Here is a 16,969-nt window from a genome sequence, read left to right as displayed (position 1 = left end):
TAGCGCAGGGGCAACGGGTCAGTCGAAAAATTCCGGTGTGCCATGCAACTGCGCGATACCGCGTTCGCTGAGGATCGCGCGCAGTTGCGCAGTGATGTTGCCGGGAGTATCGCCGAACAGCCGTTTGAACTCGCGGCCGAATGGCGACACGCTCTCGTAGCCGACACGCGCGGCCGCCTGGGACGCGCTCATGCGTTCGTTGACCATGAACATGCGGGCGCGATGCAGCCGGATCGTCTTGAGGTACTGCAATGGCGTTGAGGCGGTGATGTGCTTGAAATGCGCATGGAACGAGGACAGGCTCATTCCGGCGTCGCGCGCCATGCGTTCGATGTCGTGGTCCTGCGCATAGTCGGTGTGCAGCCGGTTCAGGATCTTGGCGATCTGGCCGAACCGGCTGCCGGTATGGCCGAGCGCGCGCAGATTGCTGCCATGCGCACTGTCGAGCAGCCGATAGGTCAGCTCACGGATCAGTGCCGGCCCGAGGATGCGTGCCTCCTCCGGACGCCGCATGCAGGCCAGCAGGCGGAGCGCCGCGTCCGCCAGTGCGTCATCCATCGGGCAGGCCTGCATGGCATGCAGCGCCGATTCCGGCGGCGGCGCATCCAGTTGGAGCAGCAGCTCGGTGACCAGGGCGGGCGTGATCCTCACCACCATGCCCAGCACCGGTTCGGACGGCGTGCCGAAGGTTTCGCTCTCGAACGGCAATGGAACATTGAGCGTCAGGCAGTGACCGGGATCGTAGGTGAATGTCCGGTCGGCAAAGCGGGCGAGCTTTCTTCCCTGCGCAATGATGACGACGCTGGGCGCATAGATCATCGGCCTGCGGGACAGATGCCTGCCCGAACGCATCAGCCGCACCTCCGGCAACGCCGACGGCAGAAATCCGTCACTGGTGGCAAGCGCGCCGATGCGCCTGGCCATCTCCTGCATCTGCGTCGAAAGGTGCAACGCGTGCCGGCCAGGCGCCATCGGGACATCACCGCTGAAGATGGTCGCACTGTAGGCGTGCGGCCCGCGGTGCCGCAACCGTTTGCTGCGCGTGCTTGCAGGATCGGGCAAAAGATTCGGAACTTTGCGCCTTATCCGTCCGGGTGGCTGCAACTAGCCTGCTTCCAGGCCGACACCGGTTGGCCGACGACCACCCAGCAGAAGTGTCCACGCGTGCATGTCTTTCTCAGAACCATCGTCATCGTCCTGTCGTTGCTGGCCGCTGGCACCGCCGTGGCGGCCAATGCCACGGCAGCGGCCAATGCCACGGCACCAGGTCCGGCAAAAAAACGCGTCCTGATCGTGGTGTCCAGCCTGGACAAGAAGGCGCCGAACCTGGTGGGCGGATTCTGGTTTCCGGAACTGACCCACCCTGTGGAAGTCTTCGATCACGCGGGAGTGGATTACGACATCGCCAGCCCGAAGGGCGGCCTGGCGCCGTTCGACGGCTTCGATCTGAAGGATCAGGCGAACCTGGACTTCTGGACCAGCCCGCAGCATCGCAACAAGCTGGGCAACACGCTCAGGCTGGCGACGGTCGACCCGGCGAACTATGCGGCGATCCTGCTGGTCGGCGGGCATGGCCCGATGTGGGACTTCGTCGACAATCCGGAGCTGGGCGCCCTCGTGCGCACCATCTACGACAACCACGGCATCGTCAGCGCGGTATGCCATGGTCCTGCCGGGCTGGTCGATGTCAGGTTGGGAAATGGCGCGCGGCTGATCGACGGGCGCCGCCTGACCGCGTTCACCGCGGAGGAAGAGGCCGCCCGGCACTACGACACGATCGTTCCCTTCGAACTCGAACAGGCCTTGAAGGATGCCGGCGCGAGGTTCGAGCAAGCCTCGATCTTCGAGTCCCGCGTCGTGGTGGACGACCGCCTGATCACCGGGCAGAACCCCGCATCGGCCAAGGGGGTGGGCGAGGCGGTGGTCAATGCGCTGCGTGGGCGCTGATGCGCCGTGCAGCGACGTGCGCAGGCCGGCGCGTTATCCGTGCCGGTATCGCCCGTCCGTCGTGCCTGGCGTTCGGCACACCTGGAGGCAATCGCCGCACGCGGCGCGTGATCAGGGGGCAACGATGACCGACACGCCGATGGCAGGCTGGTGCAACTTCGCAATGCGGTCCGCGCGCGCCGCAGCCGTCGCGGCGCTGTGGTTGCTGATCGCCGATGCCAACGCCAATGCAGCAGAGGTGCAGGTGCTGGCCACCACCGCGATGCGACCGGTGCTGGAGCGGATCGCCCCGGATTTCGAGCGATCCACCGGACATCGTCTGTTGTTTTCCTGGGGCGCCTCCTATGGATCGGCGCAGGATTCCCTGCCGGTGCGCATCGGCAGGGGGCAGCCGGTCGATGTGGCGATCATGATCGACGATGCGCTGCAGACCCAGATCCGGCGCGGTCGGTTTCGGGCCAAAACCCGAGTGGGTCTTGCCACCTCGCGTATCGGGCTGGCGGTGAGACAGGGCGCGCACAGGCCCGACATCGGCACCGTCGACAGCACGCGCCGCAGTCTGCTGTCCGCCAGCTCGGTGGCCTTGTCGGATGGCATCAGCGGGAGATATGTCACCGAGAGCCTGCTGCCCCGGTTGGGTATCGCCGACCAGCTGGCCGGCAAGCTCCGGATCATCGAAGCGCCGGAACTGGTCGGCCAGGCGTTGCTGCGCAACCAGGCGCAGGTGGGTCTGCAGCAGATGAGCGAATTGCTGGCGGTTCCCGGCATCCAGGTGGTCGGGCCGCTGCCCGAAGCGCTGCAACGCGCCAACGTGGTTGCCGCGGCGATCGCGGAGCGTGCCGGGCAACCGGCTGCGGCTGCGGCGTTGATCGCCTATCTGGCGACACCCGCTGTTGCGGCGGAGCTGGAAAAGGCAGGGTTCGGCCCACTCTAGCGACGGATGCGGCGCGCGCTAGCGCACGGCATGCGTTGGCGCATCGGTGCGTACCACCACTTCTAGCGCATCGTGGCGCCAGGATTCGATATCCAGCTCCACCGCGCGGCCGTCTTCGGCGAAGCTGATGCGTTGCAATCGAAAACACGGCGTGCCGGTGGTGGACTGCAGCAGCATGGCCTGGTTGGCATCCAGTCCGGCCGGGTGCATCGACAGCTGTGCGCGGCTCAGGAACAGCCCGAGCTTCTGGTTGAACACGCTCGACAGCGAGCCGGCCAGATCGTGCTCGAGCAGGCTCGGCGCCCAGGCGGCGAGCACCACGTTGGTTTCCAGCAGCACCGCACGGCGGTCGATCCAGCGCCGGCGCTGCAGCACGAACACATCCTCGTACGGCGACTCCAGCCGCAGGGTGGCGGCAAATGCGGCGCCTGCGGGTTGCCGGGTCGCGCTCAGTAGCTCGGTGCGCGGTTTGCGCCCCTGCGCGGCCACGTACTGCATGAAGCCGGCGATGCTGGTGGGGTCGTAGCGCACGCGCGGTGCACTGACGAACCAGCCGCGGCGGTTTTCGCGGTAGATGCGCCCCTGCGCTTCCAGTTGCTGCAGGGCCTCGCGCAAGGTGATGCGGGTGCAGCCGAAGCGCTCGGCAAGCGCGCGTTCCACCGGCAGGCGCTGGTCCGGGCCCCATTCGCCGGCGGTGATCTGTGCGGAGATGATTTCGGTGATGGCGTGTTGGCGCGACGCACTCATGCGGTACGTCGCCAGGCTGGGAGTTGGAACATCGGCAGGACGACAGATGGGAAGTGGTGCATGCGGCGATGGTAAAGACAAATGCACAGGCAAACCGCCCCCGGCTCAATGTGGCGCAGACAGATTCCGGTTCTGTTGGGATTTCCAGCTACGCCATCCGTACACGGCCAGCGCCACGAAGCCGGCGTAGAGCAGGGCAGTGGGATACAGCCCCTTGCTGACGAACACGCCCACATAGATGCAGTCGAGCACGATCCACAGCACCCAGTTGGCGATGCGCTTGCGCGCGGCCCAGACGCTGGCGACCAGGCTGAAGCTGGCCAGCGCCGCGTCCAGCCAGGGCAGTGCGGCATCGGTGCGGTGGTGCATGTAGCCGCCCAGCGCGGCCGCGAAGACCGCGCCGATACACAGGCAGAGCCACAGCTCCCGCTGCGGCATCGGCACCGGGCGGATGCGTGCCTGCACGCCACTGTGTTGTCGCCACTGCCACCAGCCATACAGCTGGGTCAGCACGTACACGCCCTGCAGCAGCATGTCCGAGTAAAGCTTCCACTGGTAGAACAACCATGCGTACAAGGCCACCGCCACGATACCCACCGGCCAGCACCAGCGGATGCGTCGCGCGGTCAGCCACACGCCCAGCAGGTTGATTACGACAGCGATGGATTCGAGCAACGACATGCAATGCCTGATGGAAAGTAGAGAGCGGAAAGCGGAAAGCGGAAAGCGGTGGGAGAGCTGCAACCCGTGCAACACCGTGATGCGGAAGTGGATGCCGTGCGATGCCCCGAAGCTGCGTGCGATGGAAACGCCACAGCGCCCTCGTCGCTGAGCTCCTGCCTTGGAGCGGCTACCAGACGTCACGTCCTTCCCCCGCGTGCGGGGGAAGGTGCCCGAAGGGCGGATGGGGGCGACAGCGCTCAAAAATCCACCTGCACCGTCATGCGCGCGGTACGTGGCGCGCCCGGGAACAGGTAGGCATCGCCCTGGTATTCGCCCGAATCGCGCCAGTAGCGCTTGTCGAACAGGTTGTCCACGTTCAACCGCCAGGTGGTCGCCAGCCCGCCGACGGTGGTGGCATAGCGGGCACCCAGATTGGCCACGGTATAGGCCGGCACGCTGGCGTTGCCGAGCCGGTCGGCGAACTTGCGCCCGCTGTACTGCACGCCCGCCAGCACCGCCAGACCATCGATGCCGGGCACGCTGTAGTCGGCCTGCAGACTGGCACGCAGCTTGGGCACGTTGATGGCCTGGTGGCCTTCGTAGTCGGGAATGCCGGTGTCTTCGGCGCGCGCGCGGATGGCCGCGACGCTGGCGAACAGGCGCAGCTGCTCGGTCGCCGCGCCATCGGCCGACAATTCCAGCCCACGGTTGCGCAGGCGTCCCTGCTGCACGAACAGCAGGCCACCGTCGGTCTGGGGCTGGGTGAACTGATACGCCTGGCGGATATCGAACAGCGCCGCGCCCAGGCGCAGGCCGTCCAGGTCGAGCTTGGCGCCGGTTTCCAGCTGGTAGGCGTTGGTCGGTGGCAGGATTTCATCGGCGTTGTCGGCAAACCAGGGCGCGGTGCCACCGGCGGCCAGGCTCTTGGCGTAGCTGGCGTACAGCGATACGTGTTGCTGCGGTTTGAACAACAGCGCCGCCTGCGGCAAGACCGCGTCCTTGCGCGTGCGCCGTTCCAGCAGGCCGTCGCGATCGAAGGCGCGCTCGTCCAACCGTACGGCGCGCGCGCCCAGCGACAGTTCCCACGCGGCGCCCAGGCCGATGCGGTCGGCCAGCACCAGCGCGCGCTGGCGGCTATCCAGGCGGCGTTGCCTGGGGTCCAGGGCGACATCGGTCTGCGCAAAGACGTCCGGGTCGCGATCGATGTGGCCGCTGCCGACGAATTCGTTGACCGAGCCAAAGCGGTCGATGGTGCGGCGCAGCCAGTCGCCGCCGATGCTCAGGCGATGTTCCAGCGCGCCGGTGACCACGCGGCCCTCCAGCGTGGCGCGCAGCTGGTCGTGCACGCGGGTGTCGTCGGGACTGCGGTAGTCGTAGATGTCGTACTCGCCCTGCGCGCTGAAGAAGTTGGGTGTGGCGATGTCGGCGCAACTGGCGGCGCCATAGCAGCCCCAGGCGAACGCGGAGAAATCGTTGATCGTCGAGCGGCTGCGCGACGCTTCGGCGGTGGCGCGCCAGTCGTCGTTGAACTGGTAGGCATAGCGCAGTTGCGCGTTGAGCGTGTCCATTTCCACCGGGCGTGCCCACGGCTGGTAGCCGAGCAGGCGGCGCACGTCGATGTCGCGGGGCACCTGCGTGCCGCCCAGCAATTGATAGCCGGGCACCGAGCGCTGTTGACGATGCTGGTATTCCACGTCCAGCTGCAGCAGCGAGTGCGCGGCGATCTTCCAGTCGCCGGCCAGCGACAGGAAGTTGCGGTAGCCATCGGCGTGATCGACATAGCTGTCGATCTCTTCGCGCGCGGCATTCACGCGCAGGCCCAGCGTGCGCCCGGCATCGAACCAGTCGCCCAGATCGGCGGCGATGTAGCGCGAGCCCTGCTCGTCGGTGCCCAGGGTCACGCTGCGCACGTGCTCTGGCCGCTTGGTGCGGTAGTCGATCAGCCCGGCCGGTTCGTTGACGCCCGACTGCAGCCCGGCCAGGCCCTTGAGCAATTGCACCTGCTGCTTGTTTTCCAGCGCGATCGATTGTTCGCCCACCGCGCTCAGCCCGTTGATGCGGTAGCTGTTGGCGGCATTGAGCGAATAGCCGCGCACCACGAAGTTTTCGTAATAGCCGATCGGCGCGTATGCATCGCCGGCCGAGGCATCGGCACGCAGCACCTCGCTGAGCACGCGCGCCTGTCGATCGAGCAGTTGCGCGCGCTCGATCACGGCGATCGAGGCGGGCGCATCGAGCAGGCCGGTGGCGCCGAAACCGCCCAGCGCGGTGGCGGTGTCGCTGCGTTGACCACGCACATTCACCGCGTCCAGTTCCACCGCGTCGTCGGCGTCGGGGCGTTGCTGTGCCAGCGCCGGGGTGGCCAGCCACAGCGCCAATGCGAGCGTGAGCGGGCAGCGGGAGAGCAGGGTGGGGCGCAATGCAGGCATGCGAAAGACTCGAGAGGAGAAGAAGGCGCTCATGGCGCGCGGTGCGCACGCGCGTGCAGATGCGCGAGCAGGTCCTGGCCGTCGGCGCTGGCGAACCAGTCCGCATGGCCGAGCAGGTACCGGTGATAGGCGATGTCCACGTTGTCGGCGGAGCGGGTGATGCCGGCGAAGTAGTCGATCTCGCTCAGCGCAAAATCCGCATGCACGATCGGCAACAGCGCCGCCAGGCAACGCAGCTGCGCACCCGTCAATGGGCGGTGCAGGGCGTACCCGTCCAGCAAGGCATCGAGCTGGGCGAGCTCGGGCCGCGCGCGCGCGCCGGCATCCAGCTGCAGCCAGGGCACCAGGTTGCGTTCGATGGCGGTGGCCAGATCGAACAGCGCGCTGCTGCAGTCGCTGAGGCCGAAGTCGAAGATTGCGCTGACCGTGGCGTGGCCGTCGGCGTCGGTGGTCCAGAGCAGGTTGGACGCATGCCAGTCGCCATGCGTCCACAGCGGCGGCATCGCACCCGGCGCAGACAGCAGCGGCCAGGCCTTGGCATGCCAGGGCAGCAGGTGTGTGGCCAGGTCGCGTTGCCATGCAAAGCGCTGCAGGGCCGCCGCCAGGTGCGGCCGCGTCGGCAGCGCGCGTTGCAGCGCCAGCAAGGGCTCGGCCTGCGAGAACAGCTGCAGGTTGGCGACCAGCACGCTGGTGGAGCGTGGCGGCGCATCGAAGCCCTGCGCCGCGCTGTGCAGCTGTGCCAGCGCCTCGCCTGCCGCCTGCGCATGGGCGCGGTCGGCGAACGGCGTCCACGACAAGGCATCGCGGTACAGGTCCTGGCCGTGACCGACGCGCTGCACTTCATAGACCCATTGGTCCTGCGCCAGTGCGGTCTGGCCGCCGGCCGCATGCAACACCTCCACTACCGGTGCGCCGGCCCAGCGCAGATGCGCCATGAAGCTGTGTTCCTCACGCAAGGCCGCGACACTGCGCACGCTGCAGTGGTGGCGCTTGACGATCACCGGCCCGGCGGCGGTCTGTACGCAGGCCGCCGCGGAGAACGGGCGCGCGCTGTGCCAGCGCACCACCTCGCCGCCGCCGATGCCGGCGAACCGCTGCAGCACGCGCTGGATTTCGTCCACCGTCAAGGCTGGCCAGTCCGGCAGCGCCAGCTCCAGGCTCATGCCGTGGACCTGATGGGTGGCACTCATCGGGCACCCCCGGGCGCGTACGCGCTGCCTGCACGAGCGGCAGGTGGTATAGACCAGCCTGGTGGAAGCGCATGGGCGGGACCGGTATGCAGGCCGGCGCTACGAAGGACGGCGCTGCCGGGCCGTCGTTGCCGCGCTGGCCGCATCAGGCCGCCGCGAGGCAGAAGGTGAAAAGGCAGCGGCAAACCGTGCGGTTGCTGGCTGTCATCACTTGGATCGAGTAGAGGGGCGCCGCGAACGGCACCGACGCGGGCCGCTGGGCGGCCGTCGGGCGCGCAGTATGCCCGCTGCCGGTGCCGGCCGCCATGCCGGTGTGCTGTGGGCGCTGCGCGCGCATGCCATGGCGCGGCAACGCCTGGTCACCGGATAATGCGCGCATGACCCCTGTTCAGATCGCCGCTGTCGTCGTCACCTACCAGAGCAGCAGCACCATCGATGCCTGCCTGTCGCGGCTGCGTGCGGCCGAGGGCATCAGCGAAATCCGCGTTGTCGACAACGCCTCCAGCGACGACACCCTGGACGTGGTGCAGCGGCATGCCCTGGCCGATGCGCGCGTGCATTTCATCGCCAACCCGGACAATCCCGGCTTTGCCACGGCCTGCAACCAGGGCGCGCGCGACTCGCACGCCCCTTGGCTGGTCTTCATCAACCCGGACCTGATGGTCGAGACCGACACGCTGGTGCAACTGTGCGCGCGTGCCGCCGGGCACGCCGCCGTGCTGCTGGGGGTGGAGCAGGTGGACGAACAGGGCCGGCCGGATGCGGCCGTGCGTCGGCGCGACCCCGACTTCGCGGCGATGCTGCGCGCGCCGCGTGCCGCCGCCCAACTGGCGGTGCCGGCCGACCCGTCCACGGCATTGCAGCGGGTGGATGCCATCTCCGGCGCATTGATGCTGATGCAGCGCAGCCTGTTCGACCGGCTGGAGGGCTGGGATGGCCGCTACCGGCTGCATGCCGAGGACCTGGACCTGTGCCGGCGCGCGCGCCAGGCCGGTGCGCTGGTTGCGGTGGCCAACGATCTGCAGGTGGTGCATGTGCGCGGCGTCTCCAGCCGTGCGCGGCCATTCTTCGTGGAGTGGCACAAGCATCGCGGCCTGTGGCGCTATTTCCGCAAGTTCGAGGCAGGCCAGCGCGGCCTGCCGACCCGGGTGGGCGTGTGGTTGGCGATCTGGACCCACGCCGTTGTCCAGGTGCCGAGATTGTTGCGCGCGAAATGAATTTTGGCGCGTTAAATTGGTGATAATTTCGTGATGGGGAAGCGTTCGCAACTGTGATACGTTGCGCGACGAAGTGTGATCTAGCCCGTGCTTCCTGTCCCTAACGGGTCCCCCATCAGGAATCGTACAAATGTCTCCAAGGAACGACCCGCGCTCGCGGGTACGTCAGTCGTGTCCTGCCCGTCTGCAGTCGCGTCCGGTTGTCCCGGCAGCCGGTCTGTCGCGTCCATCTGGCCGGCTGGCACTGGCCACGATGTCGGCCCTGGTCGTGGGCTGTGCGCTGTCGGGCGCCGCCACGGCCGGTGCCTGGACCCAGCCGCAAGGCGACACCCTGGTGATCGTCAAGGCGTTGCACAGCGATGGCCGCGGATGGTTCGACGACAGCCACCACCGCACCACCTTTGGCGATGGCCAGCAATTCGATGGCAACGGGCGCAGTCGCCAGGACCAGCTCAATGTGTATGTCGAGCATGGGCTGACCGAGCGGCTCAGCTTCATCGGCAATTTCTATTTCAGCGATGTGGGTTTCAGCAGCCACGATGCCGTCAACGGGCGGCAGAAGACCTCGACGACCGGCTTTGCCGATCAGGAAGTCGGTCTGCGGTATGCGTTGCCCAGCGGGCAGAACGATGTCTGGCGCAGTTCGGTGCAGGCGCTGGTGAGCATTCCTGCCTATGGCCGCAGCAAGACCTACCATCCGGACAATCCCGACGCCAATTCCGATCCTGCGCTTGGACTGGGCGACTATGGGCTGGAGCTGCGCTACAGCCGCGGCCGTGGCTACACGCTGGGTGGTCGCAATGGCTATGTCGACCTGGGCGGCGCAGTGCGCCTGCGCGGCAGCGCGGCGTCGGACGAAGTGCGGGTGGATGCGTCCACGGGCCTGAGCCTGACCCCAAGCTGGTTGCTGCTGGGCGAACTCAACGTGATCCAGGGCCTGGGCAATGGTCGTGGCAACGTCGATGTGGCCGGCACGGCCGGCGGCGTCGGCTTCGTCGCCACCGGCACCAACTACGACCTCACCAAGCTGCAGCTGTCCACGCTGTACACCGCGCCGGGCGGCAGCCAGTGGCAGCTGGGCTACCAGCAGCCGGTGATGGGCCGCAATACCGGCGCCGCAGGCGGGCCCTTCGTGGCCGCCTGGTGGCGGTTCTGAGGAGGCCACGCCATGACGGTCACCTGCGACATGGATGCGCTGGGACGGGCGCCGGACATCGGCCGCGAACGCGGGCTGCTGGGTCGTGCGCTGGTGTCGGCAGGCGTCATCACCGATGAGCAACTGCGTGCGGCGCTGGCGCTGCAGCAGCGCTGGAATTCGCGCCTGGGCGATGTGATCCTGGCCCAGCGCGGGGTGCCGGCGCAGCGCTTCTACGCCATCGTGGCGGCGCACTTCGGGCTGGAGTTCATCGATCTGGTGCAGCAGCCGCCGGATCCGGCGCTGCTGGTCGCGGCCGATCTGGACAGCTACGCGCAACGCCTGCTGCTGCCGTGGCGGCGCGAGGACGGCGTGCTGGTGCTGGCGGTGGCCGACCCGGACCCGGCGCTGTTCGCCTGGGCGCGCGCGCACTATGGCGAGGAGGTGCGCTTTGTCGGCACCGCCAAGTTCGACATCATCTGGAGCCTGCAACGCCACGCCGACGAGCAGCTCACCGACAACGCGCTGAACCTGCTCGCCGCGCATGCGCCGACCTACTCGGCGCGCCAGGTGGTCACACACCGGCAGAAGATCGCGTTGTGGGCGCTGGCCGCGCTGCTGGTGGTGACGTTGGCGGCGTTTCCGGTGCCGGCGCTGATTGCCGTCAACGTGCTGGTGGCGCTGGGCTTTCTGGCCACCTTCGGCCTGAAGCTGTTGCTGGTGTGGTTCGGCTCGCGCCACCGCATCGACATCAAGGTCACCAAGGACGAAGTGGCCGCGCTGCGCGACGACGAGCTGCCGGTCTACACCGTGCTGGTGCCGATGTACAAGGAACCGGAGGTGTTGCCGATCCTGGCCAACGCGCTGCGCAAGCTGGATTACCCGATCAGCAAGCTCGACGTGAAGCTGGTGCTGGAAGCCGACGACGTGGACACCATCGAGGCGGCCAAGAAGCTCGGCCTGGAAGCGTTCTTCGAAATCATCCGGGTGCCGCCCTCGCAGCCCAAGACCAAGCCCAAGGCCTGCAACTACGCGCTGCATTTCGCCCGCGGCCAGCTGCTCACCATCTACGACGCCGAAGACAAGCCCGAGCCGGACCAGCTCAAGCGCGTGGTGGCGGCGTTCCGCAAGGCCGAACAGGACGTGGTGTGCATCCAGGCGCGGCTGAACTACTACAACGCCGACGAAAACTGGCTGACGCGGATGTTCACGCTGGAGTACACGCTCTGGTTCGACTTCTACCTGCCGGCGCTGGAATACCTGCGCATCCCGATTCCGCTGGGCGGTACCTCCAATCACTTCCGGCTGGATGTGCTGCGGCAGGTGCGCGCATGGGATCCGTACAACGTCACCGAAGACGCCGACCTGGGCGTGCGGCTGATCCAGAACGGCTACCGCGTCAACGTGGTGAACTCCACCACCTTCGAAGAAGCCAACGTCAGCATTCCCAACTGGATCCGGCAGCGCTCGCGCTGGCTCAAGGGCTACATGCAGACCTGGCTGGTGCACATGCGCGACCCGCTGCACCTGTATCGCAGCACCGGGTTCAAGGGCTTTTGGGGCTTCCAGTTCTTCATCGGCGGCAATTTCTTCATTGCGCTGGGCGTGCCGCTGATGTGGACCTTGTGCCTGATCAGCGTGGTCAGCGGCGCGCGCTTCTTCGAGGCGATCTTTCCACCCTGGCTGGCTGCGGTGTCGCTGGTCAATCTGCTGCTGGCCAATGCGTTCTTCATCTACATCACGCTGGTGGCCGCGTTCAAGCGCGACTACTTCAAGCTGGCGCCGTATGCGCTGACGGTGCCGTTCTACTGGGTGCTGCAATCGATCGCCGGCTACAAGGGGCTCTGGCAGCTGATCCACAATCCGTTCTACTGGGAGAAGACCACGCATGGCATCAGCAAGCATTCGGAAGACGAGCGCCGCGCCGCACTCGAAGAGTGAGCCGCCTGCCGCGCGTCGCGACAGCGGCCTGCCGGCGTTCCTGGTGGCGGTGGTGGCGCTGTCGCTGCTGAGCCAGCCATTGCTGGTGCAGTCGCTGGGCGCCGCCGCACCGGTGGCCGCCCCCGGCGTGGGCGTGCCGGCCAGCGGGCTGCTGGCGTGGGCGGTGGAGCTGGCGCTGCATCGCTGGGAGCTGCCGTTCCAGGTCTGGCCGTTTTTGGCGGTGGCGGCCAATGCGCTGTTCCTGTCGCTGCTGTGGCGCGACCTGGCCGGCGTGTTCGGGCGTGGCTGGGCCAGCGGCCTGACCCTGCTGGTGGGCTGCAACCCGCTGTTCCTGCTGCCAATCGCTGTCGGTGGCAGCCAGGCGGTGGGCTTGCTGGCGTTCTATGGCCTGTGCCGCACGCTGCGCCGCCTGCAGGCACCGGTGGAAGCGTTCACCTATCTGCGCATCGCTGGCTGGCTGTGCATCTTGCTGTGCCTGGACCTGCAGACCCTGGCGCTGTCGACGATGGTGGCGCCGTGGCTGTTGCTGGTGATGCCGGCGCAACTGCTGCGCAAGGCGCCGGGGTCGTTCTACCTGGTGTGCTACCTGCCGTTCGTGTTTCTGGTCGGCATGTGGGCCTACGTCAATCTGATCGTGTTCAACGCGCCGTGGCCGACGCTGTCGAGCATTGCGCAGGGCGCGCATCCGCTGCCGTTGCCGCTGGCCGCGCAGGCGCAGGACTGGCTGCCGGCAGTGCGTTGGGGCGTGGCCGCGCTGGCCTGCTTCCCGGTGCTGGCGCTGGTGGTGCGTGCGCGCAGCGCGGCGCTGGCCCGTGGCGTGGTTGCCAGTGCCGGCACCGTGATCTGCGCGGCGGCGCTGTCGTTCGCCTTGGGTTGGGCTGGGTTCGATGCACTGGTGCTGCTATGGGTGCCGGCCGCGTTGCTGCTGCGCGCCTTGCAGCCGGACCAGCGCAGCCAGGCTGCGGGCTTGCTGCTGCTTGGCCTGCTGGGTGCCGCCTGGGTGCAACCGCAGGGCTGGGGGAGCTGGCTGCGCGCGGTTCCGGCCGACGAACAGGCGCTGCTGCAGGGCGAGGCGGTGGTGATGACGGCGCCGGCCTCGCTGCCGTTGGGGCGCGCGGTTCCGCAGCCGGTGAATGCGCCGGTGGTGTCGCAGGACGCAACGCAGACGCCGTCCGTGCTCGATGCATCGACGCTGGCCAGCGCGCCCGACGCGGCCGCAGGCCCGACCACCGGCAGCAGGGCACCGTCGGACACAACGCAGGCGACCCTGGGCGCGGCCCACTGCGTGCAGGGCACGGCAGCGTCGACCAGCGAGGCAGCGGCCGCATGTTCAAGCGCGTTCTGACCTTCGTCGCGGTGCTGGGCGTGTGCCTGCTGGCCCATGGCTGCAATGCGGCCGCGCCGATGTGGATGGGCGCCAACGTCAAGGTCTCGGCCAACGCGCCCTGGGAAAGCCCCGCCGCGGCGCAGTCGCTGCAATCCCTGGCCGCCACCGGTGCCAGCAAGGCCTTGCTGGTGGCGTTCGTGTGGCAGGCCACACCGCAATCCAGCGACCCGGTGCTGGGCAGCGACAGCAGCCTGGAGGCGATGCGGGCGGCGCTGCGACAGAGCCATCGCGCCGGCCTGAGTCCGACGCTCAAGGTGCATGTCTGGATCCCCGGCCACTGGGCTGGCGAAGTGGCGCCCGGCGACCAGGCGGCCTGGTTCGCCGCGTACCGGAAGGCGCTGTTGCCGCTGGCACGGCTGGCCGAGGACGAACACGCCGAGGCGCTGGTGGTCGGCACCGAGCTGCGCAAGCTGCAGGACGCGCCGCAATGGCCCGGGCTGGTGGCGGCAGTACGCGAGGTCTATCGCGGCAAGCTGTTGTACGTGGCCGACGGCATGGAGTACGCGGAACGCTTTCGCTACTGGTCGCTGTTCGATGCGGTGGGCACCAGCCTGTATCCGCGCCTGTCCGAGGCAGCCAAGGCGCGCACACAGGAAATGAACGCCGCCGCGCAGCGGCTGCAGCAGCTGGGGCAGCGCGTGGGCAAGCCGGTGTGGGTGGCCGAGCTGGGCCTGCGCTCGGCGCGCGGCAGCCTGGCCGCGCCATGGGAAAGCCCGGAGCAGCGCGCCGCGGCGGTGGATACCCGTCTGCAGCTGCAGGTGCTGCAGCAATGGCGCACGGTCTTGCAGGCGCACGGCATGGACGGCATCGCGCTGTGGTGCTGGTACACCAACCCCACCGCCGGTGGCCCGGGCGACAGTGACTTCACCGTGCAGGGCAAGCCGGCGCTGCAGGTGCTGGCGCGCTGAGACGCTGAACGCGCGGTCGTGCCGGGCGATGGGTCAGCGTGGCGCAGCCAGCGGTCCGGTTATGCCCACTTGCACGCGCGCGCGCTGCCGCTGCGGGCATAATCCGGCGGCATGATCATCCATTCGCTGCTCGACACCGACCTGTACAAATTCACCATGATGCAGGCGGTGCTGCACCAGCACCCGGCCGCCCAGGTCGAGTACCGCTTCAAGTGCCGTACGCCTGGCGTGGACCTGGCGCAGTTCATCGATGAGATCTCGCGCGAGATCGACGCGCTATGCCGGTTGCGCCTGCGCGAGGACGAGGTGGACTACCTGCGCAGCCTGCGCTTCATCAAGCCGGACTTCGCCGACTTCCTGGCGCTGTTCCACCTGGACCGCAAATACCTGCAGCTGGCGGCGTCCAGCACCCACCCGGGCGAGATCGAACTGACCATTCGCGGGCCGTGGCTGCACACCATCCTGTTCGAGGTGCCGTTGCTGGCCATCGTCAACGAGGTGTGGTTCCGCAACACTTCCGAGCCGGATTTCGAAGAGGGGCGCAGCCGCTTGCGCGCCAAGGTGAGCAGCCTGCGCGGCATGCCGGCCGGCTGCAAGATCGCCGATTACGGCACCCGGCGGCGTTATTCGCGGCACTGGCACGGCGAGCTGCTGCCGTTGCTGCGCGACGGGCTGGGCGAGCAGTTCGTGGGCACCAGCAATGTGTATTTCGCCAAGCATTACGGCCTGACCCCGCTGGGCACGATGGCACACGAATACCTGCAGGCGTTCCAGGCGCTGGGGCCGCGGCTGCGCGATTCGCAGGTGGCCGCGCTGGAGTCGTGGGCGCGCGAGTACCGCGGCGACCTGGGCATCGCGCTATCGGATGTGGTGGGGCTGGACGCGTTCCTGCGCGACTTCGACCTGTACTTCTGCAAGCTGTTCGACGGCATGCGCCACGATTCCGGCGACCCGTTCGAATGGGGCGAGCGGGTGATTGCGCATCTGCAAGCCCATCGCATCGATCCCAGGACCAAGGTGCTGGTGTTCAGCGATGGCCTCAATATCGACAAGGTGATGCGGCTGTACCAGCACTTCCACACCCGCTGCCGGCTGGCGTTCGGGGTGGGCACCAGCCTGACCAACGACCTGGGGCCGACGCCGCTGCAGATCGTGATCAAGATGGTCCGCTGCAACGGCCAGCCGGTGGCCAAGCTGAGCGATTCGCCCGGCAAGAGCATGTGCGAGGACGCCGGCTACCTGCGCTATCTGCGCGACGTGTTCGGCCTGCCGCCGATGCCGGAAGGCGCCTGACCGGTGGCGGCAACCACTGACGCAGGCTGGCAGTAACTGCCGAAAAGGACCGGCGGCTGTCAGGGAATGCCCGGAAAAGTGAGATGCATCTCTCAATTGCCAGTTGGCAAACGTTAACATTGGCATCACGCTTGCATCACTTTTGGCGCATGCGTCGTATGTGACGTCCCTCCCTCGCGAAGCCTGTCGAATGTCCGCACTCGATCCACTATCGCTCTACCGCACCCGCAGCTGCTCGCGCCAGTGGCTGGGCTTCGTGCGGGCGATGGCCGAGGAATTCGGTGCCGAGTTGCCCGAGCACGATCTGGCCACCCTGATGGCGCGTATCGGCCGCCGTTTCGCGCGCGAGCACCGGCTTGCGCCCTGCACCACGCTGGATGAGGTGCAACAAGCCGCCAATACGATCTGGGACGGCTGCGACTGGGGCCAGTGCACCATGGACGAACAGGCCGACCATGTGCGGATCCGCCATGGCGGCGCGCCGTTGGGCGTGGCCCTGGACGGCGCGGCGTGGAGCGATGGGTTTTTGCAAGGTGTGTATGAAGGGTGGTTCCAGCAATTGGGGATGCTGGCAGGCCTGGCGGTGCAGACCGTTCCGGGCGAGACCGTCGATCTGCGCCAGTTCGTGCTGGCGCGAACGGCATGAGCATGTGTGATCGGGCAAGGGGACAGTGATGGCACCGAAGGACACCAAGAATGCACCTGGGCATGACGATGTCTCGGGCCTGTTCGCGCGGTTGGGGACGCAGGCGAGCGAGGGCTACCACGACTTCGCCTACACCCAGCTGCCGCCACGCAAGCCGACCGATGCGCCTGCATCGGCCGAGGCGGTGACGCCCGCACCGGACGCGGTGATGCCGCCCCTGCCGACAGCGGTCCCGGCGCCGCGCGCGCCAGCCGTGCAGGCGCCGGGTACCGCGCAGGCCGCAGCACCGGCCGACGCGGTTCCCGAGCTGCCGCCGGCCGATGCGCTGGCGCCGCTGCGCAAGCTGCGCCAGCTCGACGAGGCCGGCCCGCGCGGCCTGCCGACGCCCGAGCGGCCGGCGCATACGCCGCTGGAACGCCTGTTCCAGCGCCTGTTGCAGGCCGACGCGCGCACCTCGGCACAGAGCCCGCTCAAGCGGCTGCGCTCGCGTTGATTCCCGTAGCAGAGTGATCCCCCGGCAAGCGCCCGCGCG

General features: G+C 67.9%; 15 protein-coding genes and 1 pseudogene. 10 read left to right on the top strand and 6 right to left on the bottom strand.

What is annotated here, in order from left to right:
• Positions 1 to 18: 18 nt before the first annotated feature.
• Entirely contained in the window at positions 19 to 924 is a 906-nt protein-coding gene (locus ACCQ05_RS17770) for an AraC family transcriptional regulator (protein WP_372391820.1), read from the bottom strand.
• Positions 925 to 1,164: 240 nt separating this feature from the next.
• On the opposite strand from ACCQ05_RS17770, the gene ACCQ05_RS17765 reads away from it, so the two are divergent.
• Together ACCQ05_RS17765 and ACCQ05_RS17760 are read left to right on the top strand one after the other, a co-directional pair.
• Complete coding sequence (locus ACCQ05_RS17765) at positions 1,165 to 1,947, top strand: type 1 glutamine amidotransferase domain-containing protein (RefSeq protein WP_372391817.1); 783 nt, start codon at positions 1,165 to 1,167, stop codon at positions 1,945 to 1,947.
• Positions 1,948 to 2,110: 163 nt separating this feature from the next.
• Entirely contained in the window at positions 2,111 to 2,881 is a 771-nt protein-coding gene (locus tag ACCQ05_RS17760) for a substrate-binding domain-containing protein (RefSeq protein WP_372391815.1), read from the top strand.
• Between the two features lie 18 nt (positions 2,882 to 2,899).
• Here ACCQ05_RS17760 and ACCQ05_RS17755 read toward each other — a convergent pair whose 3' ends face one another.
• From ACCQ05_RS17755 to ACCQ05_RS17735, 5 genes are all read right to left on the bottom strand, one after another.
• Positions 2,900 to 3,628 carry a UTRA domain-containing protein gene (locus tag ACCQ05_RS17755; protein ID WP_372391813.1) on the bottom strand — a complete coding sequence of 243 codons (729 nt, stop codon included), beginning with the start codon at positions 3,626 to 3,628 and terminating at the stop codon, positions 2,900 to 2,902.
• Positions 3,629 to 3,733: 105 nt separating this feature from the next.
• A complete protein-coding gene (gene pnuC, locus ACCQ05_RS17750; RefSeq protein ID WP_372391811.1) occupies positions 3,734 to 4,309 on the bottom strand; it encodes a nicotinamide riboside transporter PnuC in 576 nt (191 codons plus the stop codon).
• 239 nt (positions 4,310 to 4,548) lie between these two features.
• Entirely contained in the window at positions 4,549 to 6,720 is a 2,172-nt protein-coding gene (locus tag ACCQ05_RS17745) for a TonB-dependent receptor (protein ID WP_372391808.1), read from the bottom strand.
• Positions 6,721 to 6,749: 29 nt separating this feature from the next.
• Positions 6,750 to 7,910 carry a phosphotransferase enzyme family protein gene (locus ACCQ05_RS17740; protein WP_372391806.1) on the bottom strand — a complete coding sequence of 387 codons (1,161 nt, stop codon included), beginning with the start codon at positions 7,908 to 7,910 and terminating at the stop codon, positions 6,750 to 6,752.
• 145 nt (positions 7,911 to 8,055) lie between these two features.
• A complete protein-coding gene (locus ACCQ05_RS17735) occupies positions 8,056 to 8,289 on the bottom strand; it encodes a hypothetical protein (protein WP_372391804.1) in 234 nt (77 codons plus the stop codon).
• Between ACCQ05_RS17735 and ACCQ05_RS17730 the strand changes: the two genes are divergently transcribed.
• The 8 genes and pseudogenes from ACCQ05_RS17730 to ACCQ05_RS17695 all read left to right on the top strand — a co-directional run bounded on the left by ACCQ05_RS17730 (position 8,288) and on the right by ACCQ05_RS17695 (position 16,930).
• Entirely contained in the window at positions 8,288 to 9,127 is an 840-nt protein-coding gene (locus ACCQ05_RS17730) for a glycosyltransferase family 2 protein (RefSeq protein WP_372391802.1), read from the top strand. The genes ACCQ05_RS17735 and ACCQ05_RS17730 overlap by 2 nt on opposite strands.
• Positions 9,128 to 9,380: 253 nt before the next feature.
• Complete coding sequence (locus ACCQ05_RS17725; RefSeq protein WP_372391800.1) at positions 9,381 to 10,283, top strand: hypothetical protein; 903 nt, start codon at positions 9,381 to 9,383, stop codon at positions 10,281 to 10,283.
• 12 nt (positions 10,284 to 10,295) lie between these two features.
• Positions 10,296 to 12,203, top strand: coding sequence for a glycosyltransferase family 2 protein (locus ACCQ05_RS17720; RefSeq protein WP_228962571.1), 1,908 nt, complete (start codon positions 10,296 to 10,298; stop codon positions 12,201 to 12,203).
• 49 nt (positions 12,204 to 12,252) lie between these two features.
• A pseudogene (locus ACCQ05_RS17715) lies at positions 12,253 to 13,309 on the top strand (hypothetical protein); the annotation flags it as partial.
• A 220-nt stretch (positions 13,310 to 13,529) separates the two neighbouring features.
• Positions 13,530 to 14,498, top strand: a complete 969-nt coding sequence (locus ACCQ05_RS17710) for a glycoside hydrolase family 113 (RefSeq protein ID WP_372391797.1) — start codon at positions 13,530 to 13,532, stop codon at positions 14,496 to 14,498.
• Between the two features lie 111 nt (positions 14,499 to 14,609).
• The gene (gene pncB / locus ACCQ05_RS17705; RefSeq protein WP_104539313.1) at positions 14,610 to 15,791 is read left to right on the top strand and encodes a nicotinate phosphoribosyltransferase; all 1,182 of its coding nucleotides are present in this window, start codon (positions 14,610 to 14,612) and stop codon (positions 15,789 to 15,791) included.
• A gap of 190 nt (positions 15,792 to 15,981) precedes the next feature.
• Complete coding sequence (bcsD, locus tag ACCQ05_RS17700; RefSeq protein WP_372391794.1) at positions 15,982 to 16,437, top strand: cellulose biosynthesis protein BcsD; 456 nt, start codon at positions 15,982 to 15,984, stop codon at positions 16,435 to 16,437.
• 28 nt (positions 16,438 to 16,465) lie between these two features.
• Positions 16,466 to 16,930 carry a hypothetical protein gene (locus ACCQ05_RS17695; protein WP_372391791.1) on the top strand — a complete coding sequence of 155 codons (465 nt, stop codon included), beginning with the start codon at positions 16,466 to 16,468 and terminating at the stop codon, positions 16,928 to 16,930.
• Positions 16,931 to 16,969 lie beyond the last annotated feature (39 nt).

Source organism: Xanthomonas sp. NCPPB 3582 (genome assembly GCF_041475735.2).
Classification (GTDB): domain Bacteria; phylum Pseudomonadota; class Gammaproteobacteria; order Xanthomonadales; family Xanthomonadaceae; genus Xanthomonas; species Xanthomonas codiaei.
This window is presented reverse-complemented; position numbering and strand designations above follow the sequence as displayed.